General features: G+C 73.2%; 29 protein-coding genes and 2 pseudogenes. 20 read left to right on the top strand and 11 right to left on the bottom strand.

Features of this window, described 5'->3' with window-relative positions:
- The first annotated feature begins 47 nt into the window (after positions 1–47).
- From OOK34_RS12930 to OOK34_RS12910, 5 genes are all read left to right on the top strand, one after another.
- On the top strand, positions 48–1,364 hold the full coding sequence (locus tag OOK34_RS12930) for an alpha/beta hydrolase (RefSeq protein ID WP_267034000.1): 1,317 nt from the start codon (positions 48–50) through the stop codon (positions 1,362–1,364).
- On the top strand, positions 1,361–1,912 hold the full coding sequence (locus tag OOK34_RS12925; RefSeq protein WP_267033999.1) for an RNA polymerase sigma factor: 552 nt from the start codon (positions 1,361–1,363) through the stop codon (positions 1,910–1,912). Before OOK34_RS12930 ends, OOK34_RS12925 begins: the two co-directional genes overlap by 4 nt.
- Positions 1,909–2,376, top strand: a complete 468-nt coding sequence (locus tag OOK34_RS12920) for a hypothetical protein (protein ID WP_267033998.1) — start codon at positions 1,909–1,911, stop codon at positions 2,374–2,376. Before OOK34_RS12925 ends, OOK34_RS12920 begins: the two co-directional genes overlap by 4 nt.
- Before the next feature lie 71 nt (positions 2,377–2,447).
- Positions 2,448–2,858: a VOC family protein gene (locus tag OOK34_RS12915; protein ID WP_267033997.1), complete on the top strand. Its 411-nt coding sequence runs from the start codon at positions 2,448–2,450 to the stop codon at positions 2,856–2,858.
- Positions 2,858–3,046: a hypothetical protein gene (locus tag OOK34_RS12910; RefSeq protein ID WP_267033996.1), complete on the top strand. Its 189-nt coding sequence runs from the start codon at positions 2,858–2,860 to the stop codon at positions 3,044–3,046. Before OOK34_RS12915 ends, OOK34_RS12910 begins: the two co-directional genes overlap by 1 nt.
- 7 nt (positions 3,047–3,053) lie before the next feature.
- Here the strand turns inward: OOK34_RS12910 and OOK34_RS12905 are convergent, their stop codons facing one another.
- Positions 3,054–3,647 (bottom strand): MBL fold metallo-hydrolase, encoded by a 594-nt coding sequence (locus OOK34_RS12905; protein WP_267033995.1) that lies wholly within the window; start codon positions 3,645–3,647, stop codon positions 3,054–3,056.
- A gap of 82 nt (positions 3,648–3,729) precedes the next feature.
- Here OOK34_RS12905 and OOK34_RS12900 point away from each other — a divergent pair, with 82 nt between their 5' ends.
- Together OOK34_RS12900 and OOK34_RS12895 are read left to right on the top strand one after the other, a co-directional pair.
- The gene (locus OOK34_RS12900) at positions 3,730–4,689 is read left to right on the top strand and encodes a GlxA family transcriptional regulator (protein WP_267033994.1); all 960 of its coding nucleotides are present in this window, start codon (positions 3,730–3,732) and stop codon (positions 4,687–4,689) included.
- 13 nt (positions 4,690–4,702) lie between these two features.
- A pseudogene (locus OOK34_RS12895) lies at positions 4,703–4,804 on the top strand (TetR/AcrR family transcriptional regulator); the annotation flags it as partial.
- Here OOK34_RS12895 and OOK34_RS12890 read toward each other — a convergent pair.
- Complete coding sequence (locus tag OOK34_RS12890; protein ID WP_267036724.1) at positions 4,801–5,646, bottom strand: NAD(P)H-binding protein; 846 nt, start codon at positions 5,644–5,646, stop codon at positions 4,801–4,803. The pseudogene OOK34_RS12895 and the gene OOK34_RS12890 overlap by 4 nt on opposite strands.
- An 81-nt stretch (positions 5,647–5,727) precedes the next feature.
- Here OOK34_RS12890 and OOK34_RS12885 point away from each other — a divergent pair, with 81 nt between their 5' ends.
- On the top strand, positions 5,728–6,330 hold the full coding sequence (locus tag OOK34_RS12885; protein ID WP_267033993.1) for a TetR/AcrR family transcriptional regulator: 603 nt from the start codon (positions 5,728–5,730) through the stop codon (positions 6,328–6,330).
- Here the strand turns inward: OOK34_RS12885 and OOK34_RS12880 are convergent.
- Together OOK34_RS12880 and OOK34_RS12875 are read right to left on the bottom strand one after the other, a co-directional pair.
- Positions 6,327–6,503, bottom strand: coding sequence for a hypothetical protein (locus OOK34_RS12880; RefSeq protein WP_267033992.1), 177 nt, complete (start codon positions 6,501–6,503; stop codon positions 6,327–6,329). The genes OOK34_RS12885 and OOK34_RS12880 overlap by 4 nt on opposite strands.
- A gap of 101 nt (positions 6,504–6,604) precedes the next feature.
- Positions 6,605–7,333, bottom strand: coding sequence for a cupin domain-containing protein (locus tag OOK34_RS12875; RefSeq protein ID WP_267033991.1), 729 nt, complete (start codon positions 7,331–7,333; stop codon positions 6,605–6,607).
- A 24-nt stretch (positions 7,334–7,357) separates the two neighbouring features.
- On the opposite strand from OOK34_RS12875, the gene OOK34_RS12870 reads away from it, so the two are divergent.
- Positions 7,358–7,975, top strand: coding sequence for a LuxR C-terminal-related transcriptional regulator (locus OOK34_RS12870; RefSeq protein WP_267033990.1), 618 nt, complete (start codon positions 7,358–7,360; stop codon positions 7,973–7,975).
- 66 nt (positions 7,976–8,041) lie between these two features.
- Here OOK34_RS12870 and OOK34_RS12865 read toward each other — a convergent pair whose 3' ends face one another.
- Together OOK34_RS12865 and OOK34_RS12860 are read right to left on the bottom strand one after the other, a co-directional pair.
- Positions 8,042–9,259 carry an FAD-dependent monooxygenase gene (locus OOK34_RS12865; RefSeq protein ID WP_267033989.1) on the bottom strand — a complete coding sequence of 406 codons (1,218 nt, stop codon included), beginning with the start codon at positions 9,257–9,259 and terminating at the stop codon, positions 8,042–8,044.
- 127 nt (positions 9,260–9,386) lie between these two features.
- Complete coding sequence (locus OOK34_RS12860) at positions 9,387–10,430, bottom strand: aldo/keto reductase (protein WP_267033988.1); 1,044 nt, start codon at positions 10,428–10,430, stop codon at positions 9,387–9,389.
- A 118-nt stretch (positions 10,431–10,548) separates the two neighbouring features.
- On the opposite strand from OOK34_RS12860, the gene OOK34_RS12855 reads away from it, so the two are divergent.
- Positions 10,549–11,172, top strand: coding sequence for a TetR/AcrR family transcriptional regulator (locus tag OOK34_RS12855; RefSeq protein ID WP_267033987.1), 624 nt, complete (start codon positions 10,549–10,551; stop codon positions 11,170–11,172).
- Positions 11,173–11,199: 27 nt separating this feature from the next.
- On the opposite strand, the gene OOK34_RS12850 is transcribed toward OOK34_RS12855, so the two are convergent.
- Together OOK34_RS12850 and OOK34_RS12845 are read right to left on the bottom strand one after the other, a co-directional pair.
- Positions 11,200–11,592, bottom strand: a complete 393-nt coding sequence (locus OOK34_RS12850; RefSeq protein ID WP_267033986.1) for a molybdopterin-binding protein — start codon at positions 11,590–11,592, stop codon at positions 11,200–11,202.
- 26 nt (positions 11,593–11,618) lie between these two features.
- Positions 11,619–12,587, bottom strand: coding sequence for a DUF5937 family protein (locus OOK34_RS12845; RefSeq protein ID WP_267033985.1), 969 nt, complete (start codon positions 12,585–12,587; stop codon positions 11,619–11,621).
- Between the two features lie 99 nt (positions 12,588–12,686).
- Between OOK34_RS12845 and OOK34_RS12840 the strand changes: the two genes are divergently transcribed.
- Positions 12,687–13,877, top strand: coding sequence for an MFS transporter (locus tag OOK34_RS12840; protein ID WP_267033984.1), 1,191 nt, complete (start codon positions 12,687–12,689; stop codon positions 13,875–13,877).
- 111 nt (positions 13,878–13,988) lie between these two features.
- Positions 13,989–14,804, top strand: a complete 816-nt coding sequence (locus OOK34_RS12835) for a SigB/SigF/SigG family RNA polymerase sigma factor (protein ID WP_267033983.1) — start codon at positions 13,989–13,991, stop codon at positions 14,802–14,804.
- A 30-nt stretch (positions 14,805–14,834) separates the two neighbouring features.
- Here the strand turns inward: OOK34_RS12835 and OOK34_RS12830 are convergent, their stop codons facing one another.
- Positions 14,835–15,257 (bottom strand): hypothetical protein, encoded by a 423-nt coding sequence (locus tag OOK34_RS12830; protein WP_267033982.1) that lies wholly within the window; start codon positions 15,255–15,257, stop codon positions 14,835–14,837.
- A 367-nt stretch (positions 15,258–15,624) separates the two neighbouring features.
- On the opposite strand from OOK34_RS12830, the pseudogene OOK34_RS12825 reads away from it, so the two are divergent.
- A pseudogene (locus OOK34_RS12825) lies at positions 15,625–15,834 on the top strand (transposase); the annotation flags it as partial.
- Between the two features lie 37 nt (positions 15,835–15,871).
- Here the strand turns inward: OOK34_RS12825 and OOK34_RS12820 are convergent.
- The gene (locus OOK34_RS12820; RefSeq protein WP_267033981.1) at positions 15,872–16,285 is read right to left on the bottom strand and encodes an ATP-binding protein; all 414 of its coding nucleotides are present in this window, start codon (positions 16,283–16,285) and stop codon (positions 15,872–15,874) included.
- Positions 16,286–16,709: 424 nt separating this feature from the next.
- Here OOK34_RS12820 and OOK34_RS12815 point away from each other — a divergent pair, with 424 nt between their 5' ends.
- Both OOK34_RS12815 and pucL read left to right on the top strand, forming a co-directional pair.
- Entirely contained in the window at positions 16,710–18,071 is a 1,362-nt protein-coding gene (locus tag OOK34_RS12815) for an aspartate aminotransferase family protein (protein ID WP_267033980.1), read from the top strand.
- Between the two features lie 298 nt (positions 18,072–18,369).
- Positions 18,370–19,287, top strand: a complete 918-nt coding sequence (gene pucL / locus OOK34_RS12810) for a factor-independent urate hydroxylase (RefSeq protein WP_267033979.1) — start codon at positions 18,370–18,372, stop codon at positions 19,285–19,287.
- Between the two features lie 70 nt (positions 19,288–19,357).
- Here the strand turns inward: pucL and OOK34_RS12805 are convergent, their stop codons facing one another.
- Positions 19,358–19,846, bottom strand: coding sequence for a histidine phosphatase family protein (locus OOK34_RS12805; protein WP_267033978.1), 489 nt, complete (start codon positions 19,844–19,846; stop codon positions 19,358–19,360).
- A gap of 253 nt (positions 19,847–20,099) precedes the next feature.
- On the opposite strand from OOK34_RS12805, the gene OOK34_RS12800 reads away from it, so the two are divergent.
- The 5 genes from OOK34_RS12800 (at position 20,100) to OOK34_RS12780 (ending at position 22,149) form a co-directional block, all read left to right on the top strand.
- Complete coding sequence (locus OOK34_RS12800; protein WP_267033977.1) at positions 20,100–20,315, top strand: CbtB-domain containing protein; 216 nt, start codon at positions 20,100–20,102, stop codon at positions 20,313–20,315.
- Positions 20,316–20,356: 41 nt separating this feature from the next.
- Complete coding sequence (locus tag OOK34_RS12795) at positions 20,357–21,118, top strand: CbtA family protein (protein WP_267033976.1); 762 nt, start codon at positions 20,357–20,359, stop codon at positions 21,116–21,118.
- Between the two features lie 51 nt (positions 21,119–21,169).
- Entirely contained in the window at positions 21,170–21,415 is a 246-nt protein-coding gene (locus tag OOK34_RS12790; RefSeq protein WP_267033975.1) for a hypothetical protein, read from the top strand.
- A gap of 147 nt (positions 21,416–21,562) precedes the next feature.
- The gene (locus OOK34_RS12785) at positions 21,563–21,919 is read left to right on the top strand and encodes a hypothetical protein (RefSeq protein WP_267033974.1); all 357 of its coding nucleotides are present in this window, start codon (positions 21,563–21,565) and stop codon (positions 21,917–21,919) included.
- A gap of 56 nt (positions 21,920–21,975) precedes the next feature.
- Entirely contained in the window at positions 21,976–22,149 is a 174-nt protein-coding gene (locus OOK34_RS12780; RefSeq protein WP_267033973.1) for a hypothetical protein, read from the top strand.
- Positions 22,150–22,154: the final 5 nt, after the last annotated feature.

Here is a 22,154-nt window from a genome sequence, read left to right as displayed (position 1 = left end):
CGGCCCCCGCCCCTCTTCCTGCCTGAGACCTCGTCAAGGAGGAAGCAATGAGAATCCCGTGGAGCGGATCGACCGGGCGCAGGTGCGCCGCGGTCGTGGCCGGACTGGTCCTCGCGGCGACGCTGCCCGGCGCCGCCGGCGCGGCCCCCGCGCCGCAGGTGCGCGAGTCCTACGTATCGCTGCCCGGCGTGGACGCGCCCGGTCCCGCGGACCGGGACCGGGTCCACGTACTGAAGGTCGGCTCCGCCCGGGCCCGGCAGGTCGTGGTCCTCGTACCGGGCCAGTTCGCCGCCGCCGGCAGTCTGGCCCCGGTCGCCCGGCAGCTGGCCGCCCGCCGGCCCGGCACCCAGGTGTGGGTCGTCGACCGGCGCCAGCAGAACCTCGCCGACCTGGACGGGTTCCGCCGCCCGCCGGACCGCGCCGCCGACTACTACCTGGGCGGGCACTACCGGGCGCAGACCGCGCAGACCGTCCCGTACGTCGCCGACTGGGGCCTCGCCGTCGAGCTGGCCGACCTGCGCCAGGTCGTCCTCGCTGCGCGGGAGGGCGGGCGCCGGCAGGTGGTACTCGGCGGGCACTCCTGGGGCGCGAGCACCGCACTCGCCTACGCCGCCTGGGACTTCGACGGCCGCCCCGGCCACCGCGACCTGTCGGGGCTGGCCCTGATCGACGGCGGGATGCACGACGCGTTCGCCGGCGAGGGGATCACCTACCGGCTCACCACCGAGCAGGCGGACGCCTGGCGGGCCCGGATCGAGGCCGGAGAGGTCTTCGACGAATCGCTCACCATGGGCCGTACGGAGTCCTTCGCGATCCTCCAGCAGCTGGCGGGCGCGTACGCGGCGAAGGCCCCGGACCAGCCGTCGAAGCTGGCAGCGCAGCTGCCGGCGGGGCTGCGTCCGCCCGCCGGGGTGACCAACGCGGGCCTGGTCGAATGGCTCTACGTCACCCACCCGCTGGTGCCCGACCTCAGCGTCAACCCGGCCTACACCGCGCCCGCGGACCTGGCCCGCGCGCTGGCCGGCCCGGTCCCCTCGCTCTTGGAGTGGTACTGGCCGAACCGGCTCACCCTGGACCTCCAGGCCGCCGACCCCTTCGCCGACACCCCGGTCGCCCGCCGGCTCGGGCTGCGGCTGTGGCACACGCGCGAGATCGACGTACCGCTGTACTCCTTCCAGACCGGCCTCACGCACGGCACCGCCAACGCCGCCGCGCGGTGGGTGGTGGAGCAGTCGCGGATCACCTCGGCGACGTACGCCGGGGACGAGGCCATGACGCACCTGGACCCCCTCTTCGCGGCGCCGGACCGCAACGCCTTCCTGGACACGCTGGCGCCGTTCCTCACCGGGCTCGGCGAACGGTGACCACCACGGACACCGGCCCGGAAACGGACACCGCCACGGACGCAGCCACGAGCGCGGCCGACCGGGCCGCGCTCGTGCGCGCCGCCCAGCGCGGCGACCGGATGGCCACCCAGGACCTCCTCGACCTGCTGACCCCCTACATCGGCCGGCTGTGCGGGCCCATCGCCCTCCAGGACGGCCCGGACGCCACGCAGGAGGCCCTGATCGTGATCTTCCGCAGCCTCGGCCAACTGCGCGAACCGGCGGCCCTGTTCGGCTGGGCCCGGGTCATCGCGGTGCGGGAGGCGGTCCGGGTCGCCCGCGCGGCGGCCCGCGCCGTCCCGGACCCGCTCGAGGACGTCCCCGCCCGGGACGATCCGCAACTCGCCGCCGACATACGGGACGTGCTGCAACGGCTCACCCCGGCCCACCGCGCCGTCCTGGTGCTGCGCGACCTCGAGGGCATGGACGAGCACGCGGTCAGCGCGCTGCTCGGCGTACCCGAACCCACCGTACGGACCCGGCTGTTCCGGGCCCGCCGCAACTTCCGGAAGGCCTGGGAACGTTGAACGACACCTGGCCCGTCGCCGAACTCGACGCGGTCCGCAGGCTGCGGGTCATCGCCCGCACCACCCCGGCCGCCTCCTTCGCGGAGCACCTCGTCCCCGCGCCCTTCGACCGGGTCTGGGCACTCGCCTCCGACCTCGAGAACCAGCTGCCCAGGCTGATCACCGACATCAGCGCCTTCACCGTGACCTCCGCCGCCGGCGAGCGCATGCAGGCCCGGGCCCGCAGCCCCCTGGGCATGCGGGCGCGCTTCGACATCGTGCTGCGCCCCGGCTGGTGCCTGATGCAGAGCCGCTTCGTCCTGGGCGGCATGGCCGCCGTACCCGAGGGCGACGCCACCCGCTTCGCCTTCTTCGGCGCCCTGCGCATCCCCGGCATCCGCCTGATCGACCACGCCCTCACCCCCCTCATCGACCCCCTGGGAGCCAAGGCCCTCAAACGCCTCACCGACCAGCTGGAGACCTGATCCGGAAACGGCCGCCGGAACGGTCAGGATTCGAGAAGCGGCGGTGGCGGGGCGCAACTAACGTTTCGGCCATGGACATCACCATTCACACCACCGCCCTCCCGCACGTCGACCCGGAGGCCTCCCTGGCCTTCTACCGCGACGTGCTCGGCTTCGAGGTCCGCAGCGACGTCGGGCAGGGCACGATGCGCTGGATCACGGTCGGTCCCGTCGGGCAGCCCGGTACGTCCATCCTGCTGGCGCCGCCGGCCGCCGACCCGGGGATCACCGAGGTCGAGCGCCGCACCATCGCCGAGATGATGGCCAAGGGCACCTACGGCTGGATCCTGCTGGCCACCCGGGACCTCGACGGCACCTTCGAGAAGGTGCGGGCCGCCGACGGCGAGGTCGTCCAGGAGCCGACCGAGCAGCCGTACGGCGTCCGCGACTGCGCCTTCCGCGACCCCGCCGGCAACCTGGTGCGGATCCAGGAGCTGCGCTGATGTGCCACCCGGGGTGGGCGCGCGCCCTCGCCGCGGCGCAGTGCCCGCAGGAGGAGGACGCCGAGGGCGCGGCGGTGCCGCAGGTCGTCGCCGTCGTCGCCGTCAGCGCCGTCAGCGCCGTCAGCGCCGTCAGCGCCGGGGCCGATGAGGCGCGGATCGGCGCGCTCGTCGAGGAGGCCGTGGGCTGACACGGCCCTAGCGGGGTGCGGTGTCGTCGGCGGGGAAGGCGGGGCCGTGGCCGGGGACGATCACGTCGGCGGCCGCGAGTACCCGCAGGCGGGAGGAGCGCAGGATGGTGTGGTCCGGGGCCACCGGGTCGTCGACCGGGCCGTTCGGGCGCCACCACAGGTCGCCCACGAAGGCCACGACCCCCGAGTCCGTGCCCGCCAGCAGCGTGATGTCCTCACGGCTGTGGCCGGGGGTGCGGATCAGCCGGAGCGAGGGGGTCAGTTCGTGGCCCTCGGCGTCGCGGTCGGTCCACTGGTCGTTCTCGTAGATCGCCTTGTGGTCGTGGACGCGGGCGTGGCCGAAGAGGCCGACGTTCATGGTGTTGTCCGGGTGGTGGTGGCTGAGCACCACGTCGGTTATGTCGTCGGGGCCGAGTCCCAGCTCCGCGAGCGGTCCCAGGATCCGGTCGCGGCCGGCCACCATGCCCGGGTCGACGATCACGTGGTGTTCCCCGTCGCCCACGTAGGAGACGGTGGCGGCCACCCCGGGGCCGGTGGAGAGGGTGTAGCCGGTGGTCAGGATCCGGAAGCGGGCGCTGTGGCCGAGCGGTGCGTCTGTCATGCCCCCAAGTCTTCGCGGGGCGGGGGCTCTTCACGAGTGGCCGTACTGCCACTGATCGCGGGAATCGTGCCACACTGCCCGCATGCCGCCCTTCGTGTCCGTCGCCGCCTACGCCCCTGCCGGGGTCGGGATGCTCGGGGCCGGGATCGTCTCCGAGGTGTTCGACGAGCGCGGGCAGGGCCTGCCCCGGTTCGACTTCGCCCTGTGCACCGACCGGCCCGGACCGGTGCGTACGGACGTCGGGCTGCCGCTGCTGGTCGGGCACGGCCTCGACCGGCTGGCCGCCGCCGATCTGGTGATCGCCCTGCCCTGGGCGGACTTCCGTACGCCGCCGCCACCCGCCGTGCTGGAGGCGCTGACCGCCGCGCACGAGCGGGGCGCGCTGGTCGCGGCGCACTGCGTCGGCGCCTTCGCGCTCGCCGCCGCCGGGCTGCTCGACGGGCGCCGCGCCACCACCCACTGGCGGTTCGCGAGCCTGCTGGCCGAACGCCATCCGCGGGTCGCCGTCGAGCCCGACGCCCTGTACGTGGACGAGGGCCAGGTCGCCACCGGCGCGGGCGCCGCCGCGGGCTTCGACCTGTGCCTGCACCTCCTGCGGCGGGAGTACGGCGCCGCCACGGCCAACGCCATCGCCCGGGACCTGGTCCTGCCGTCCCACCGCGACGGCGGTCAGGCCCAGTACCTGGCCACGCCGGTGCCCGAGGACTGCCGGGACGAGAAGCTCGCCGAGGTCCTCGCGTGGGCCCGCGAGCACCTGGACGAGCCGCTTCCGGTGGCGGAGCTGGCCCGCCGGGCCCTGATGAGCCGGCGTTCCTTCGCCCGCCGCTTCGCGGCCTCCACCGGCACCACCCCGCACGCCTGGCTGCTCGGCCTGCGGCTCAGCCGTGCCGAGGAGCTCCTGGAGACCACGGACCTGCCGGTCGAGGAGATCGCCCGGCTGGTCGGCTTCGGCAGTGCGGCCGTGCTGCGCGAGCAGTTCGTACGGCGCCGGGGGGTGCCGCCGCGCTCCTACCGCCGGTCCTTCAGCCGGACGCCGCGGTGAGGGAGTCGGCGTCCTGGGGACCAGCATCCTGGTGGGGCGGCGGGGGCCCGAGTCGGCCGTCGCGGTGCTCCGCCACCACCTGAACCGGATCTTCACCCCCGACGCAGCGGCCTAGCGGAACGCAGGCAGGGCGCGGGCGGCCCAGTCGGCGAAGGACGCGGCCGGGCGGCCGAGGATGCGCTCCACGTCGGGGGCGGGCAGCCGCTCGGCCGGCAGCGGGGCGCCGAGGACGTCGAGGGTGCCGGCGATGGCCTCCTCGGGCATGAAGGCCGCCATGTGGGCATGGGCCTCCTCGCGGGAGAGCTCCACGAAGGCGACCTCCTCCCCCAGCGCCCCGGAGAGCACCGCGGCCTGCCCGCGCGGACTGATCGCCTCGGGCCCCGTCAGTACGTACGTCCGCCCCGCGTGCCCGTCCTCGCGCAGCGCGGCGGCGGCGACCGCGGCGATGTCCGCCGGGTCGACGACGGGCAGCGCCACATCGCCGAAGGGGGCGAAGACCGTGCGCCGCGTACGGACCGACTCGGCCCAGGCGAAGGCGTTGGAGGCGAAACCGGCCGGCCGCAGGACGGTGGAGTCCAGGGCGGAGGCGCGTACGGCGGCTTCGAACGCGCGCAGCCGGGCGTGCGAAGGGGCCTCGGGGCGGGTGGAGTTGATCTGGGAGGACACCAGGACCACCCGCTTGACCCCGGCGGCCTCCGCGACGTCGAGGAGGGCCCGCGGGCTTTCGCCGTGGGCGTTGAGCTCACCGCCCAGCAGGAGGAACAGGGCCTCGGCGCCGTCGAGGACCGTCCGCATGCCGGCGGCGTCCCCGACGTCGGCCCGGGCGTGGCGGACTCCGGCCGGCAGCGTCCCGGGGCGCGGCTGCCGCGAGACCGCCACGACCTCCTCGCCCGCCCCGGCCAGCAGCGGCACCAGCGTCTGCCCGATGTTGCCCGTCGCACCCGTCACCACGATCATCATGGACCCCCTTGTTAGTTAGTCGGCTGACTTGGTTGGACCCTAGCACGGGGCCCGGGGGCGCTGTCTATAGTTGGTTGGGTGACTGACTCAGTTAAGCCCCGGGCGGCGCGGGCGGCCGACAAGCGCAGGCGGCTCACGGCGGCCGCGGCCCAGGTCCTGCACGAGCAGGGCGTCGAACGGACCACCCTCGCCGACATCGCGCGGGTGGCCGACGTCCCCGTCGGGAACGTCTACTACTACTTCAAGACCAAGGACGAGCTGGTCCGGGCCGCGCTCTCCGAGCACAGCGCCCACCTGGACGAAATCACCGCCGCGCTGGACGAGTTGCCCGACCCGCTCGAGCGGCTCAAGACCCTGGTCGAAGGCTGGGTCGGCCAGCGGGAGACCGCCGCCCGCTACGGCTGCCCCACCGGCACCCTGGCCGCCGAACTCGACAAGCGCGCCGACGGGACGCTCGACGCGGAGGCGGGGGCGGTGATCCGCCGGCTGCTGGACTGGGCGGGCCACCAGTTCCGCGTCCTGAACCTGCCCGACCCGGACGGCCTCGCCCTCACCCTGGTCTCCGGCTACCAGGGCATGTCGCTCCTGGCCAACGCCCTGCGCGACCCCGAGGTCATGACCCGCGAGGGCGCCCGCCTGCTCGGCTGGCTCGACTCCCTGCGCGCCGCCCCGAGCGCCTAGGAACCCGTACGGCGGGCCGGGCGCAGTGCCAGGATCAGCGCGGTGATGCCCCCGGCCAGGACCAGGATGCGGGGCATCGGCTGCACGTCGTGCGGGAGGGCGCCGATGGCGATGACGGCGGCCAGGGTGAGGACGACCACCAGGGCGGCGGTGATCAGGGCGCGGGGCTTCACTGCGGGAACTCCTTCGGGAAAGGGGGGCCGCGAGCCGTGCGCGGGGGATGCGCACGGCTCGCGGAGCGGAGGGGGTGCGGGGGGGCTCAGTCGCGGGGGTCTCAGGCGCGGGAGAGGAGGCCCTCGCGCCACAGCAGGCGGATCACGTCCTCGGGCACCGGCAGTTCGGCGGGGGTGAACCGCTCCCGCGCCAGCAGGTCGGCGAGCACCGGGGCCGCGTTCGCGGGCAGGGTCAGGACCCGGTCGGCCAGCCGCAGCAGCAGCCGCTCCCCGTCGGGGACGGCGCTCAGGACGGCCTCGCGGTGCACCGCGAAGACGGTGTCGGCGGAGATGACCCCGCCCGCCAGGACCGCCGAGACCTGGCGGAGCGGAGCCGGGAACTCCCGGATCGCGGCGGTGCGCAGGAGGGCGGCGATCTCCTCGTCGGAACTCCCCGCGAACCAGTCGGCCAGGCCCCGGCGCAGGGCGGCCACCGCCTCCACGGCGGTGCCCGGATCGCGTACGAAGTCCGCGGGGAAGGTCGTACGGCCCGGCACGTCCACGACGCGGGAGAGCAGTTCACCGACCGCCCAGTGCTCGGTCCAGGCGGTGAGGCTCAGCGTCAGGTGCAGGGAGGACACGCCCTCGCTGCGCGCCGAGTGCACCCAGCCGCGCGGCAGCCACAGCACGTCGCCCGGCTCCAGGGTGACCACCCGCCAGGGCTCGATCGCCTCCAGCCGCCCGGTGGTCCACTCGGGGCGCTCGCGCAGCCGGTCCCAGGACTCGTGGGCCAGCGGGGCGGGCAGCACCGGCTCGCGCAGGGTCCACACCTTGGTGCCCTCGACCTGCACGATGAAGGAGTCGCGCGGGTCGAAGTGGGCGGCGAAGCCCGGATCCGGGAGCTGGCCACCGAGGCCGCCTCCGAGTGCCTGACCTTCAACCCGGGCGGCGCCCAGTCCCGGGCCAGCCTGGAGGCCAGCAAGCCCCTGGACCGGGAGACCATCGACCGGGGTGTCCGGATGCGGACGGTGTACCTGGACAGTGTCCGAAACGACGCGGTCACCAGGGAGTACGCGGAGTGGCTCACCGACCTCGGCGGCGAGGTGCGCACCGTCCCCTCGCTGCCCGTGCGGATGCTCATGTTCGACCGGAAGACCGTCATCGTGCCGGCCGACCCGGAGAACACCCGCAAGGGCGCGGTGCAGTTGACCGAACCGGGCGTGGTCGTCGGCCTCGCCGGGCTCTTCGACCAGATCTGGGAGTCGGCCGTGCCCCTGGGCACCCGGCGGGACCGCGACGACCGCGGCCTGACCCCCCAGGAGAAGGAGCTGCTGCGGCTCCTGGGCGGCGGCCTCACCGACGAGGCCGCCGGCCGCCAGCTGGGCCTCTCCCTGCGCACGGTGCGCCGGATGATGGCCGAGCTGATGAAGCGCCTGGGCGCGGGCAGCCGTTTCGAGGCGGGCCTGCGGGCGGCGCAGCGCGAGTGGATATAGCCCCCGCGGGCGGGCCCGCCGGTTGCGCCCGGGGCCTGAACCGCCGGGGTCAGGGGCGCCCGCGGCTCAGCGGCGCTCGTATTCCTTGAGGGTGATGGCGTTGGCCGCCCGGTGGATCGGCTCGAGGACCTTGGCCATCATCTTCTCCTTGCCCGGCAGGCGGTTCATCAGCGCGAGCATCTTCAGCTGCACCCAGACCTGGCCCTTCGTCCGCATCACCATGTGCTTGACGTTGGCGGGGCCGAGTTTCTGGTTCGCCTCCACGAAGGGCCGCATCGCGCTCTCGTAGGCGACGAAAGCGGCCTCGTAACCGCCCAGGGCGGCGGCGAGTTCCCCGGCCAGGACGTAGCCGCCGACCAGGGCCAGACTGGTGCCCTGGCCGGAGGCGGGCGAGGCGCAGTAGGCGGCGTCCCCGACCAGGACGGTGCGCCCCTTCGACCAGCGGTCCATCCGGACCTGGCTGAGCGAGTCGAAGTAGAAGTCGGGCGCGTCCCCGACCGCCTCCAGCAGGCGGGGCACCTCCCAGCCCTCGCCCGCGTAGGCCTCGGCCAGGAGCCGCTTCTGCGCGACGGGGTCGCGGCGGTCGTACTCCAGCGGCCCGGAGGCGAAGAGGAACATGGCCTTGGCCCCGGTGTCCTTGGCCGTGCTGTAGGTCAGCGCCGTCCGGTTGGGGGAGACGTACGTCAGCTCCCACCGGTCGAGGTCGAGGTGGTTGGGGACGCTGTAGATGGAGACGTAGTAGCCGAGGTCGTGGACGAAACGTTCCTCCGGGCCGAAGGCCAGCGCCCGGGTGTGGGAGTGCAGTCCGTCGGCGCCGACCACCAGGTCGAACACCCGCCGCTCGCCGCTCTCGAGGAGGACCTCGACCCCGTCCGGCCCCTCCTCCAGGGAGACCACGGAGTTGTCGAAGAGGTACTCGACCTCGCCCTTGGTGAGGTCGTACAGGATGCGGCCCAGGTCGCCGCGCAGGATCTCCGCGTCCTCGCCCTCGCGACCGCCGAAGGTGTCCCCGTCCATGCTCGCCACCCGCTTGCCGGTGGCGGTGACGATGGATCCGCCCTGCACGTCGGTGCGTTCGCGGCGGATCTCCTCCATGACGCCCATCCGCTTGACGACCTCCAGGGCCGCGCCCCGGACGTCGATCTTGTAGCCGCCCTCGCGGTGCGCGGGCGCCCGCTCCACCACCGTGGGCTCGAACCCGTGCCGCAGCAGCCAGTAGGCCAGCGTGGTACCGGCGATGCTCGCGCCGGACACCAGGACGCGCTTGTTCTGCACCTGTTCCATGGATCCCCCGATCAGCCGGCCACCGGTCGTCGGCGACCGGCGGTACACCGCCCCGTGTGCGGCAGGGCGCCTGGACACTATGTGCCGACCGGCCTTTCTGGCCATGGTTTCGGCCAAGTCGATTGGATCAATTACGGGCCAACAGCGAGGGGTTGAGGCGGGCGAAGCCCTCCTGGCGCTCGTACGGGAAGTACGGGTACGGGGCCGGCCGGTGGCTGGCGGCGTCGAGGCGGGCCACCTGCTCGGGGGTCAGTTCCCAGCCGACCGCGCCGATGTTCTGGCGCAGCTGCTCCTCGTTGCGGGCGCCGACGAGGACGGTGGAGACGGTGGGGCGGCGCAGCAGCCAGTTGATGGCCACCTGGGGGATGGTGCGGCCGGTCTCCTGCGCCACCTCGTCGAGGGCGTCGACCACGTCGTAGAGGTGCTCGTCCTCCACCGGCGGGCCGTAGTCGGCGGTCTCGTGCAGACGGCTGCCGGCCGGCAGCGGGCGGCCGCGGCGCAGCTTGCCGGTGAGGCGGCCCCAGCCGAGCGGGCTCCACACCATCGCGCCGACGCCCTGGTCGTGGCCCAGCGGCATCAGCTCCCACTCGTAGTCGCGGCCGACGAGGGAGTAGTAGACCTGGTGGGCGGCGTAGCGGGGGAAGCCGTGCTGCTCGGCGGCGGACAGGGACTTCATCAGCTGCCAGCCCGCGAAGTTGGAGACGCCGGTGTAGCGGACCTTCCCGGACCGGACGAGCCGGTCGAGGGTGGAGAGCACCTCCTCGACCGGGGTGGCCGCGTCGAATCCGTGCAGCTGGAAGAGGTCGATGTGGTCGGTGCCGAGCCGGCGCAGGGCGCCTTCGACCGCCCCGATCAGGCGGGAGCGGGAGGTGCCGAAGTCCCCGGGGCCGTCGCCGGTCGGCAGGCCCGCCTTGGTGGACAGCAGCACCTGGTCCCGGCGGCCCTTGACGGCCTGCCCGAGCACCTCCTCCGAGGCGCCGGCCGAGTACACGTCGGCGGTGTCGAAGAGGGTGATGCCGGCCTCCAGGCAGATGTCCACCACCCTCCGGGCCTCCTGCGCGTCCGTGCTGCCCCAGGCGCCGAAGACGGGGCCCCGGCCGCCGAAGGTGCCGGCCCCGAAGCTCAGGGCGGGCACCTTGAGACCGGACGAACCGAGCTGCCTGTATTCCATGACGGATTCCCTCCCGTGGGCGGTAATGGCACCGCAGACCCTTTAAGGTGATCCCAACGTAACAGCCGATCGCCGCTAATGGAACCAGGGACCCGTTATGACCTTGCCGAGTGATGCCGTGAACGCGGGAGAGGGCTCCGCCGAGCCGGGGAGCGTACGCCCCGGGGGCCGGACGGCCCGGGTGCGCTCGGCGGTGCTGGAGGCGGCCGGGGACATGCTGGCCGAGCAGGGCTTCCACGGGCTGGACCTCGCCGAGGTCGCCCGGCGGGCCGGGGTGGGCAAGACCACCGTCTACCGGCGCTGGGGCACCGTGGCCGGCCTGGTCGCCGACCTGCTGACGGACATGGCCGAGCAGTCGCTGCCCCGCACCGAGACCGGCTCGCTGGAGGAGGACCTGCTGGCCAACGCCGCCCTCGTGCGCCGCACCCTGGCCGACCCGCGCCAGGGGGCCCTGTTCAAGGCCGTCATCGCCGCCGCCACGGGCGACGCCCGGACGGCCGAGGCCCTGCACCGCTTCTACGAGGTCCGGGTCGCCGAATGGGCGCCCTGCGTCCGGGAGGCCGTCGGGCGGGGCGAGCTGCCCGAGGGCACCGACGCCGCCGAGGTGGTCCGCGCCGTCTCCGCCCCGCTGTACTACCGGCTGCTGACCACGGACGCGCCGCTGGACGAGGCGGCGGCGCGGCGGGCGGCCGGGGCGGCGGCCGCGGCGGCCCGCGCGGGGGCCTTCGTACGGAACCCGTAGCGCTGTGACCGCACTAGCGGGTCCGCGTCAGGTGCGGTCGACGAAGACGCTGGTGGACTTCACGCGGGCGGTGGCGCGCATGCCGACCTCCAGGCCCAGCTCCTCCACCGCCTCCCGGGTCAGCAGGGACACCACTCGGTGCGGGCCCGCCTGGACCTCCACCTGCGCACCGACCGTGCCCAGCCTGATGCCGGTCACGATCCCCGGGAAGGCGTTGCGGGCCGAGGTGTACGGGGCGTCCTCGTCCTCCCCGGCCTCCTGCGCCACCTCGACGCAGAACGCCGCCAGGTCGGGCCCGTCGACGATCCTGCGGTTCCCCTCGCGCCGCGTGGGGAACCGCTCGGCGTCCGCCCAGCGGCGGGCGGTGTCACTGCTGACGCCGAGCAGCCGGGCTGCCTGGCCGATCGTGTACGACTCCATGCCCCGCAGACTAGGCGGTGGCGTGGTCAGGCGGTGAGCAGGGCGTCGGCGATCGCCGTACGGGCGTACAGCACCGAGCGGCCGGCCCGGTGCGCGGTGACCAGGCCCGCGTTGCGCAGGGCCGTCAGGTGCTGCGAGACCCCGGCGGCGGACAGGCCGCAGTGGCGGGCGAGCTGCGTGGTCGAGGCCGGGGTGTCCAGCTCCGCCAGCAGCAGCGCCCGGGAGCGGCCCAGCACCCCGGCCACCGCATCGGCCGAGGAGGCCGCGCGGGGCTCCCACAGGGTGCCGGTCCCGCGCGCCGGGTAGGCCAGCTGGGGCGGTTCGGGGGCCACCGCGCGGGTCAGGACGCCGGGCCAGACGAAGGCCGAGGGCACCAGCAGCAGCCCCCGCCCGGCGTTCTCGCGGGTGGGAGCGCAGTGCCGCCGGATCAGGTGCAGGGTGTCCGCGTCCCACCGTACGGACTCGTGCAGCTCGTTGAGGACGAAGGCGGAGCCGTGCTCGGCCACCTGCCGGGCCCGGTGGAAGACGTCCGCCTCCAGGAGCTGGCGGATCCGGGCCCAGTACGGCGCGAGCGCCAGCTCCCAGTACGTCTCGATCTCCGCCGCGACCTTCTCCAGTGCCTGGGCGGGCTCCTCCCGGAGCAACGTCAGCCGGGCCGATGACAGGCGCAGCTCCCCGACGTCATGGCGCACCTGGTCGGGAGGGGTCGCTCGGATCGCCGCCAGCTCGGCGGGCAGTTCGCCGAAGGGCCCGGACGGGGTCGGGTTGAGGAAGTCCGCCAGATAGCCCTGCGCCGGGATCAGATCGGCCAGCCAGCCCTGGTGCAGGCCCGCGCTCAGCAGCCGGGGCCTTACCTGCGCGGCCCAACGGCGGTGCAGGGGCGGCTCGTGGGCTTCCCTCAGCAGCCGGTAGCTGGTGACGACCTCCCACATCGGGGAGACCGCGAACCGGGTCTGCGCCAGGTCCTCCGCCGAAAAGGTCAGCCTCGACTCCACGGCCCCGCCCCCTGGTTGCCCGCCCTTGTTGCCCGCCCTTGGATTCGGCCTGAGCTTAATCACTACGGGAGCACCGGAACAGGCCCGCAGGCTCCTCCCATGCTCTCCACCTTCCGCGGACTCCCGCCCACCGTCTGGACCCTCTTCGCCGGCACGATCGTCAACCGGCTCGGCCACCTGGTCACCCCCTTCCTGGTGTTCCTGCTGGCCGACCGCGGCATCACCGGCACCGAGACCTCGTACGTCCTCGGCGCGCTCGGCGCGGGCAACCTGCTCGGTCCCGCACTCGGCGGCCTGCTCGCCGACCGGATCGGGCGCCGCCCCACGATGCTCATCGGGCTGCTGGGCGCGGCGGCGGCGCAGGGCGCGCTCTACCTCGCGCCCGGGGCGCTGACGATGGGCGCGGCCGCGCTGCTGCTCAGCTCCTCCTCGGCGACGGTCGGTCCGGCCGCGTTCGCGCTGATGGCCGACGCGGTCGACGGGGAGCGCAGGCAGCGGGCGTACGCGCTGTTCCAGTGGGGGGTCAACATCGGCACCGCCGTCGCCGGGGTGCTCGGCGGCTTCCTGGCCGCGCACGGGTACTGGCTGCTCTTCGCGGTGGACGCCGGGGCCCTGCTGGTCTACGCCGGCATCGTGGCGGCCCGGCTGCGCGAGCCGCGGCGGGAGGCGCCGCGCGCCGGCGGCGTACGGAGCCTGGGCTACGGGGTCGTGCTGCGGGACCGGCTGATGCTCGCGCTGCTGCCCGTCTTCGGCGTCCAGCTCTTCGTGTACTCGCTGACCGAGGTGGCCCTGCCGCTGTCCATGCACGACAGCGGGCTCTCGCCCGCCGCGTACGGGGCGATGGCCTCCGTCAACGCGGTCCTGGTGGTGGCCCTCCAGCCGGTGGCGACCGCACGCCTCGCGAAGCTGCCGCAGCTGCCCGTCCACGCGGCGGGCAGTGCGCTGATCGCGGTCGGGGTGGCGGCGACGGGGCTCGCCGACGGCATCGCGGGCTACGCGGTGTCGGTGGTCGTCTGGTCGCTCGGCGAGGTGATCGCCGCCGGGATCGCGGCCTCGGTGGTCGCCGGCCTGGCTCCGGCCGACGCCCGGGGCCGCTACCAGGGCGCCTTCAGCTGGACCTGGGGCCTCGCCCGCTTCGCCGCCCTCACCCTGGGCGTGACCCTCTACTCGGGCGCCGGCCCGGCGGCCCTGTGGGGAACGGCCCTGGTGGGCGGGGTGTGCTGCTCGGCGGCGGTCCTGGTGCTGCGGCGCCGGGTCGCGGCCCGGGTGGAGCACGACCTGGCGGCGTAGGGGGTGTCTCGCGGGCCGGGCCCGGGTATATCCACCTGGACGGTGATGACCCTTACCGCGCAGGACGACGGCCCGGGATTCCGGGACCTCCCGTCGGAGGAGCGCAGAGCGATGGACCGTACCGACCGTACCGCCCGAACCGCCCGCACGGACGCGGCCACCCTCGAGGCCAGGGGCCTGTCCACGGCCCTGTTCCACCGGCTGGCGGAGCTGGACGAGGGCACGGCGGAGTACTCCTACGTCCGCAACACCCTCGTCGAACTGAACATGAGCCTCGTGAAGTACGCCGCCCGGCGCTTCCGAGGCCGCAGCGAGCCGATGGAGGACATCGTCCAGGTCGGCACCATCGGCCTGATCAAGGCCATCAACCGGTTCGACCCGGCGCGCGGGGTGGAGTTCACCACCTTCGCGATGCCCACGATCACCGGTGAGATCAAGCGGTTCTTCCGCGACACCAGCTGGGCCGTCAAGGTCCCCCGCCGGCTCCAGGAGCTGCGGATCGACAGCGCCAAGGCCCACGACGTGCTGGAACAGGACCTCGGCCGTGAGCCGACCGACGCCGAGATGGCGCGGGAGCTGCACGTCACGCCGGAGGAGTTCTGCGAGGGCCGCAAGGCCGCCAGCGCGTACTCCGCGCGCTCGCTGGACGCGCCGGCGCCGGAGGACGCGGAGCGCGACCCGGTCACCGAGCGGTCCTCGCTCGGCGAGGAGGAGCCCGCGTACGACCGGATCGAGTGCCTGGAGTCCCTCAAACCCATGCTCGCCGGGCTGCCCGCGCGGGAGCGGCAGCTGCTGGCGCTGCGGTTCGGGCAGGAGCTGACCCAGTCCGAGATCGGGAAACGGCTGGGCCTGTCCCAGATGCACGTGTCGCGCCTGCTGAACCGCACCCTGACCCAGCTGCGCGACGGGCTCCTCACCGACGTGTGAGGCGGCTGCCCGGGGAGGGCGTCGACGCAGTCAGCTGGCGGCGTTCGCGCAGACGATGTAGAAGGTCACGGTCTCCTCCTGGTCCCCCTCGTTGTCTACGGCGACTTCCCAGCGAGTTCCGTCAGCGTTCGGACCAGACCAATTCACTTCCAAGCCGGAGGTACCGGTCGTAGTGGGGACGACACCGCCGCTCAGGGCGCGCTTTCCCGCGGGGCAGAAAGCCCCCCGACCCGCCGACTGGTTCGGCCCCAGCGTGACCGTGTCGATGGGGATCACCTGGTACCCGGTGATCCCACCACCGTTGGGGGGTGTTGGTGTTGCGGTTTGTTCGCAGGTCCCACCTTGAGCGACCTGGTTGTTGTTGCCATTCACGTTGGTCTGGAGGCCACACACCACAGGCGACAGGATGCCGGACAGCAGGCCCCCGTCGGCGTGCGCGGTGCTGACGCTCACGCTGCCGAGCGCAACTGATGTCGCCAGTGCCGCCATGAACCGCGCAGTTCTCCGCATGACAATCTCCCGCATCCGCGCCAAGTCGACCAATGAGTCCCGAATGTAGAGGTCGGGGGTTGCGGGGGGTGAGACCGACACCGCACGGTCAGTCTTTCGGCTCGCTCAGTGGGAAGACCTGGGTGACGAGGTGGCCGGCGTGTACAAGTTCCCGGCGCCGGCGGCCCCTCTGTGCGGATCGCCTGGGGCGACGAGGGTTGTCATCCGGTGAGTCCAGCAATCAGCCGCGCACACGTCGCCGAGCAGTACACGGCATCAGGCTGCGCTTCCGGCTTCGGCGGGAAACCGCAGTCCCCGCAGGGGCTTGGCCCCGATCCCGAAGCGGTGGGCGATCGAGCGGACCTACGGCTGGCTGATGCTCCAGCGCCGTCTCGCCCGCGACTACGAAACCCACCCCGAACGCTCCGAAGCCATGATCCACCTCGCCATGACCGACCTCATGGCTCGCCGCCTCACCAGCGAGAGCACCGTCTCCTGGCGCGACCCGAAGAAGGCCACTGAACACACTATTCCGGGATGAAACACCGCACGAAAACGACCTCTCAGGGGCGCGGGGCTCAGGGGCGCGGGGCGGGGGCCGGTACCTCCAGCCAGACCGTCTTGCCGGGGCGGCCGTCGGGCGAGGGGGCCGAGCCCCAGCTCTTCGCGAGGCGCTCCAGCAGGATCAGCCCGTGCCCGCCGGGCAGGGAGCGGTCCCGCGCCGCCCGGGGCACCGGCGGTTCGCCGCTGTGGTCGCTGACCTCGACGCGCAGCAGGCCGGGGCTGTGCCGCAGTACCAGCTCGCGCGGGCCGCCCGCGTGCAGGCAGGCGTTGGTGACCACCTCGGAGACCAGCAGGAGCAGGTCCTCCTCGGCCTCCGTGCCCTCGGGCCACAGCCAGTCGGTGAGGGCCCGCCGGGTGAAGTCCCGGCACCGGGCGACGACCCCTGCCGTGGCCCCGCCCAGGACCAGCCGCCGCGTCTGCTCCGCCACAGGCTCTCCCGTCTCCGACGCCGGCTCCCCCCGGCGCTGCACCTACCCCCGGCCGGGACGGACAAATCCCTCACGGACCCCACGCTACTGCCGGGCCGGCGGACGCAGGGAGTCCCGCACGGGCGTCAGGGTGCGTGCGTCAGGGTGCGTCGGCGGACGTCGGCCGTCGTGCCCGCTCATGGCGGGGCCCTCCGCCTCCCGCCGGGCGCGCCCGGCGGGCACGGAAGGGGCCGCGAAGGGCCTGCGAAGGGCTCCCACCATGGGTTTCCCGCCGTTCTCCCCCGTGGAGCGGCCGGTCCGAGCGACGCTATGCGGGGCTCCGGGACCCGTCGAGGATCCGCCCCTCCGTCCGTCAAGTCGCCCGCGCGGGGTGTCGTACCCGACGCACCCCGGTGTCCACATCCTGGACAACTACCCTCGATATATGAACGCAGAAGCCGACGCCCTCGCCGCTGTGAAAGACGCCGTCAAAGCCGCAGACCGGAAGCATGTCTTCCATTCCTGGTCGGCGCAGGAGCTCATCGACCCGCTCGCCGTGGCGGGTGCCGAGGGCTCGTACTTCTGGGACTACGACGGCAATCGCTATCTCGACTTCTCCAGCTCGCTCGTCTACACGAACATCGGCTACCAGCACCCCAAGGTGGCCGCCGCCATCGCGGAGCAGGCCGCCAAGCTCTGCACCCTGGCGCCCGGCTTCGCCGTGGACGTCCGCTCCGAGGCGGCCCGGCTGATCGCCGAGCGCACCCCCGGCGACCTGGACAAGATCTTCTTCACGAACGCCGGCGCCGAGGCCGTGGAGAACGCCGTACGCATGGCCCGGCTGCACACCGGCCGGCCCAAGGTGATGTCCGCGTACCGCTCGTACCACGGCGCGACCACCACCGCGATCAACCTCACCGGTGACGCCCGCCGCTTCGGCAACGACGGCGCGACCGCCGGCGTCGTGCACTTCTGGGGCCCGTTCCTCTACCGCTCGCCCTTCCACGCCACCACGGAGGCCGAGGAGTGCGAGCGCGCCCTGCGCCACCTGGAGGACACGATCGTCTTCGAGGGGCCGCAGTCCATCGCCGCGATCATCCTGGAGACCGTCGGCGGAGCCCCCGGCGTGCTCGTGCCCCCGGCCGGCTACCTGGCGGGCGTGCGCGAGCTCTGCGACCGCTACGGCATCGTCTTCATCCTGGACGAGGTCATGGTCGGCTTCGGCCGCACCGGCACGTGGTTCGCCGCCGACCACTGGGGCGTCACCCCCGACCTCATCTGCTTCGCCAAGGGCATCACCAGCGGTTACGTGCCGCTCGGCGGCGTCGCCATCTCCGCCGCGATCGCCGAGACCTTCGCCCGCCGCCCCTACCCGGGCGGGCTGACGTACTCCGGGCACGTGCTGGCCTGCGCCGCCGCCGTCGCGACGATCCGCGCCATGGAGGAGGAGGGGATCGTCGAGCAGTCCGCCCGCACCGGCACCGAGTTGCTGGGCCCGGGCCTGCGGGAGATCGCCGAGCGGCACCCCAGCGTCGGCGAGGTCCGGGGCATGGGCACCTTCTGGGCCCTGGAACTCGTACGGGACGCCGCCACGCGCGAGCCGCTGGTCCCGTACAACGCCTCCGGAGCCGACAACGCGCCGATGGCCGCCTTCGGCGCGGCCCTGAAGAAGGGCGGCCTGTGGCCGCTCCTCGCCGGGAACCGCATCCACATCGCCCCGCCCTGCAACATCTCGGCGGACGACGTGGCCAAGGGGCTGGCGATCCTCGACGAGGCCCTGTCGGTCGCGGACGCCCACATGGCCTGAAACGTTCCCCCGACCCCAGCCGCGCACCCCGTCTGACCTGCGCGGCTGTGCGGTCGCCCAATCCGTGGGTGCTGGTGTTCGGAGGATCCGTGCGGTGGTTAACCCGCCGTACACATGCTGCAATCCGTGCAGTACTACTCAGCACCTACGGACCGGGATGCACGTCAGTCCCGGGGCGGCCCCCAGGGGCCGAACGGCGGGGAGCGGCACGTCTTCGAGCGGGACGGGCGCTGGACGCCGGGCGTACGGGATCCAGACAACCGGACTCCGTGTTCCCGAGTACCCGAAGGAAGACACCATGAGCAAGCACGTCCTGGGCCAGAACCAGTACGGCAAGGCCGAGAACCGCATCGTCAAGGTGACCCGCAAGGGCAGCGACGGTTCCTGGAGCGAGATCCGCGACCTCAATGTCTCGGTCGCTCTGCGCGGCGATTTCCGCGACGTCCACCTCACCGGCGACAACGCCAACTGCCTTCCGACGGACACCACCAAGAACACGGTGTACGCCTTCGGCAAGGAGCACGGCATCGCCTCCCCCGAGGCCTTCGGCATCCTGCTCGCCAAGCACTTCGTCTCCTCCCAGTCGCCGATCCGCGAGGCGCAGATCCGCATCGAGGAGTACGTCTGGGACCGGATCCCGGTCCCGACCCGCAAGGAGCAGCACTCCTTCGTCCGCAAGGGCCAGGAGGTGCGCACCGCGCAGATCACCTACAGCGAGACCACCGGGCTCCAGGTCCTCTCGGGCCTGAAGGACCTGACGGTGATGAACTCGACCAACTCCGAGTTCCACGGCTACATCAAGGACCAGTACACGACCCTCCAGGAGGCGTACGACCGCATCCTGGCGACCAAGGTCACCTCGCGCTGGGCGCACTCGGCGCTGGCCGCCGACGACCCGGAGTACGACTGGGACCAGTCGTACAAGAAGGTCCGCAAGCACATGCTGGAAGCCTTCGCGGAGACGTACTCCTACTCGCTCCAGCAGACCCTGAACCAGATGGCCGAGCGGGTGCTGGACAACTGCCCCAAGGTCAACGAGGTGCGCCTCAACCTGCCCAACAAGCACCACTTCCTCGTCGACCTGGAGCCCTTCGGCCTCAAGAACGACAACGAGGTCTACTTCGCCGCGGACCGCATGTACGGCCTGATCGAGGGCACCGTCCACCGCGAGGGCGTACAGCCGGTCATCGCGACCTCCGACTGGATCGTCGCGTAACGCGGCAGTCGCCACGTCAGTTCGGCCCGGACCGCGTCGCGGGGTCCGGGCCGTTCTGTTGCGTGCCTTCCTACTGCGTGCCTTCCTGCTGCGGGTCTTCCTGCTGCGGGTCTTCCTCGCGGGGCTGTCCCACGAGGAGGTTCCAGCGGCCCGCCCGTCCGCTGAGGACGGTCACCGTGTCCGGCCGTACGTCGAGCCGCCAGAAGGCCGCGGCCGGCAGCTCCAGCGCGGCCACCACCGCCGCCCGTACGACGCCCTGCGCGACCACCGCGTGGTGCCGGCCGGGGGCCAGGCCCGCCAGGTGCTCCCCCGTACGGGCGATCAGCGCGGCCACCGACTCCCCGCCGCCCGGGGGCGCGTACCCCGGTTCCGTGAGCCACCGCCGGACCCCCTCCGGGTCCTCGGCGGCGACCTCCTCGAGGGTCCGCCCCGCCCAGTCCCCCATGTCCGGCCCGGCCAGACCCTCGTGGCCGGGGCAGGGGCCGGCGTACCCGAACCGCCCCTGGCGGGCGGCGGTATCGAGCGGGGGCGTCGTGAGGTGCAGACGTACGGATGCCATGCGGGGAGCCTAGGGGTGTCCCCGGGAGCGCACGCCCAGGGCGTGAGATGGCGGACACACGCCGTGGTGTTCAAGCCACGAGCGCGGTACGGTCTCGGACGACATGAAGAAGGTATGACGGAAGTACCGGTGAGAATCCGGCACGGTCGCGCCACTGTGAATCCTCCCGCAGCACTCTGGGAGGGAAGTCAGACCCGCCACCTTCGAAAAGAGCACCACTGACCGGGACGCGTGTTCCCCTGGAGGTTCTGCAATGGCCCACACCGCCGTGCCCGCTTCGGCTCCCGCCGCCGTCGCCCCCATCTCCCTCTCGGCTCTGGCCCCTTGGGCCGCCTTCGCCGCGGCCCTGACCCTGGTCCTGCTGTACTTCGTCGGCATCGAGCAGGGCGCCACCGCCGTCTTCGAGGGCGAGACCGTCCACGAGTGGCTGCACGACGGCCGCCACCTGCTCGGCTTCCCCTGCCACTGACCCCTGCTGATCTCCCTCACGATCACGCAAGGGGCTCCCACGTGAACACCATCTCCCCGCGTGTCCTGCTGGTGCGGGGCATGCTCGCCGGCCTGCTCGCCGGCGTCGCCGCCTTCCTCGTCGCGTACCTCATCGGCGAGTCCAAGGTGGACGCGGCCATCGCCATCGAGGAGGCCGGCCACCTCGCGGCCGGTCACGACCACGGCGCCGAGGAGGCCCCGGTCAGCCGGGCCCTCCAGGCCACGGCCGGTCTGGGCACCGGCGTCCTGCTGTACGGGGTGGCCCTCGGCGGCATCGCCGCGCTCGTCTACTGCTTCGCCCTGGGGCGCATCGGACGCTTCGGCCCCCGGGCCACGGCGGCCCTGGTCACCGGCGCCCTGTTCGTCACCGTCACCCTGGTGCCGTTCTTCAAGTACCCCGCCAACCCGCCGGCCGTCGGGGATCCCGAGACGGCCGCCCGGCGGACCGCCCTCTACCTGCTGATGATCGCCCTGAGCGCGCTGCTGGCGGCGGGCGCGCTGATCCTGGGCCGGCGGCTCGCGCCGCGCCTCGGCAACTGGAACGCCTCGGTCGTGGCCTCGCTCGGCTTCGTGGCCGCGGTGGGGATCTCCTACGCGCTGCTGCCCGGGATCAACGAGGTGCCGGCCGACTTCCCGGCCGCGCTGATCTGGGAGTTCCGTCTCGCGTCGCTGGCCATCCAGGCAGCGCTGTGGACGACTTTCGGCCTGGCCTTCGGTTTTCTAGCCGAACGCGCACTTGCCCCGGCAGCCGCACCCAAGGAGGCTGTACAGCCGACGAGTTGAGCGCGACACACCTGTTGCGCGTGTGACGGGTGTGGAGGGTGGGGTCCGCAGATGCAGTCCGCAATCTGGGAATGGCGGGGCTGGACCGGCGCCGCGCCGTTCTGGCTGAACTCTGTACTGCTGATCCTGGCCCCCTTCACCGCCGTCACCCTCCTCGCCCAGATCGGCGTCATCAGCGCCATGGCCGCCCTCGGCGGACTGGCCCGCCAGCTCTGGTTCGGGGACTACGGCCACTCCGCGATGCACCTCGCCGCCGCCCTCATGGGGGTGGCGGCGGTGGCGCTCGTGGTGGTCTGAGCCACCCTCCCCGCACCCCTTCGTACGGGCCCGGTCCGTCCGGCTGAGCCGCCGGGTGTCAGCCGAGGGGGGTGTCTTCGTCCCCCGGTCGGGGGCTTCTCGGCGGTTTGCGGAAACTCGCCCGGCGCGTCGGGGCATGCAGGCCCCGTGAACGGTGCGCGGTACGGGCGGACGGTGCTGACGCGGGCCCTGACGGTGGTCTGCGTGGCTCTGCTGTGCCTGTTCGGCGCCGGTCCGGCGGCCACGGCCTCGGCCGGAGCGGAATCCCGGCCCGCCTCCTCCGCGCCGGCGGATCCCGCCGAAGGCCAGTCGGAGCCGTCCGGGGACCCCATGGGCCGCGCGGCGGTACGGGCGGTCGAGCGCGGGGCGCCGGCCGTGCGGGGGCTGCCACCGAGGATGTTTCACGTGAAACACACGGGCGGGCCCACCCGTGTGGCCTCGTACGGGACGGCCGAACCGGACCTGTCCCGGCGGACGGTACGGGGTGTGGTCCTGCGCTGCTGAGCGGGCCGAGCAGCGTACGCACCCCCACCCCCCTCGAACCACCGTGAGGTTCCGCCATGCCCATCGACCCCTACGCCGCCCTGAACGCCATGCTCCGCGCCGAGGTCTCCCGCTTCTCCCCGCCGGTCCGGCAGGAGCGGCAGGCCGAGCGGCCCGTGCCCCACTCCGCGACGGCCGAGGCCGAGTCCGGGACCGAACCTCAGCAGGACCCCGCCGGCTCGGCGGCGTAACTCCG

Origin of the sequence: Streptomyces sp. NBC_00091 (assembly GCF_026343185.1) — a bacterium.
Classification (GTDB): domain Bacteria; phylum Actinomycetota; class Actinomycetes; order Streptomycetales; family Streptomycetaceae; genus Streptomyces.
The sequence above is the reverse complement of the archived record's forward strand: the minus strand, read 5'-3'. Positions and strand labels throughout refer to the sequence as shown.

What these genes read in the sequence shown, in the direction of transcription:
- OOK34_RS12930 (WP_267034000.1), top strand. Translation starts at nt 48, where the DNA reads ATGAGAATCCCGTGGAGCGGATCGACCGGGCGCAGGTGCGCCGCGGTC.
- OOK34_RS12915 (WP_267033997.1), top strand. Translation starts at nt 2,448, where the DNA reads ATGGACATCACCATTCACACCACCGCCCTCCCGCACGTCGACCCGGAG.
- OOK34_RS12910 (WP_267033996.1), top strand. Translation starts at nt 2,858, where the DNA reads ATGTGCCACCCGGGGTGGGCGCGCGCCCTCGCCGCGGCGCAGTGCCCG.
- OOK34_RS12905 (WP_267033995.1), bottom strand. Translation starts at nt 3,647, where the DNA reads ATGACAGACGCACCGCTCGGCCACAGCGCCCGCTTCCGGATCCTGACC.
- OOK34_RS12900 (WP_267033994.1), top strand. Translation starts at nt 3,730, where the DNA reads ATGCCGCCCTTCGTGTCCGTCGCCGCCTACGCCCCTGCCGGGGTCGGG.
- OOK34_RS12890 (WP_267036724.1), bottom strand. Translation starts at nt 5,646, where the DNA reads ATGATCGTGGTGACGGGTGCGACGGGCAACATCGGGCAGACGCTGGTG.
- OOK34_RS12865 (WP_267033989.1), bottom strand. Translation starts at nt 9,259, where the DNA reads ATGGAACAGGTGCAGAACAAGCGCGTCCTGGTGTCCGGCGCGAGCATC.
- OOK34_RS12860 (WP_267033988.1), bottom strand. Translation starts at nt 10,430, where the DNA reads ATGGAATACAGGCAGCTCGGTTCGTCCGGTCTCAAGGTGCCCGCCCTG.
- OOK34_RS12850 (WP_267033986.1), bottom strand. Translation starts at nt 11,592, where the DNA reads ATGGAGTCGTACACGATCGGCCAGGCAGCCCGGCTGCTCGGCGTCAGC.
- OOK34_RS12840 (WP_267033984.1), top strand. Translation starts at nt 12,687, where the DNA reads ATGCTCTCCACCTTCCGCGGACTCCCGCCCACCGTCTGGACCCTCTTC.
- OOK34_RS12835 (WP_267033983.1), top strand. Translation starts at nt 13,989, where the DNA reads ATGGACCGTACCGACCGTACCGCCCGAACCGCCCGCACGGACGCGGCC.
- OOK34_RS12815 (WP_267033980.1), top strand. Translation starts at nt 16,710, where the DNA reads ATGAACGCAGAAGCCGACGCCCTCGCCGCTGTGAAAGACGCCGTCAAA.
- pucL (WP_267033979.1), top strand. Translation starts at nt 18,370, where the DNA reads ATGAGCAAGCACGTCCTGGGCCAGAACCAGTACGGCAAGGCCGAGAAC.
- OOK34_RS12805 (WP_267033978.1), bottom strand. Translation starts at nt 19,846, where the DNA reads ATGGCATCCGTACGTCTGCACCTCACGACGCCCCCGCTCGATACCGCC.
- OOK34_RS12800 (WP_267033977.1), top strand. Translation starts at nt 20,100, where the DNA reads ATGGCCCACACCGCCGTGCCCGCTTCGGCTCCCGCCGCCGTCGCCCCC.
- OOK34_RS12790 (WP_267033975.1), top strand. Translation starts at nt 21,170, where the DNA reads ATGCAGTCCGCAATCTGGGAATGGCGGGGCTGGACCGGCGCCGCGCCG.
- OOK34_RS12780 (WP_267033973.1), top strand. Translation starts at nt 21,976, where the DNA reads ATGCCCATCGACCCCTACGCCGCCCTGAACGCCATGCTCCGCGCCGAG.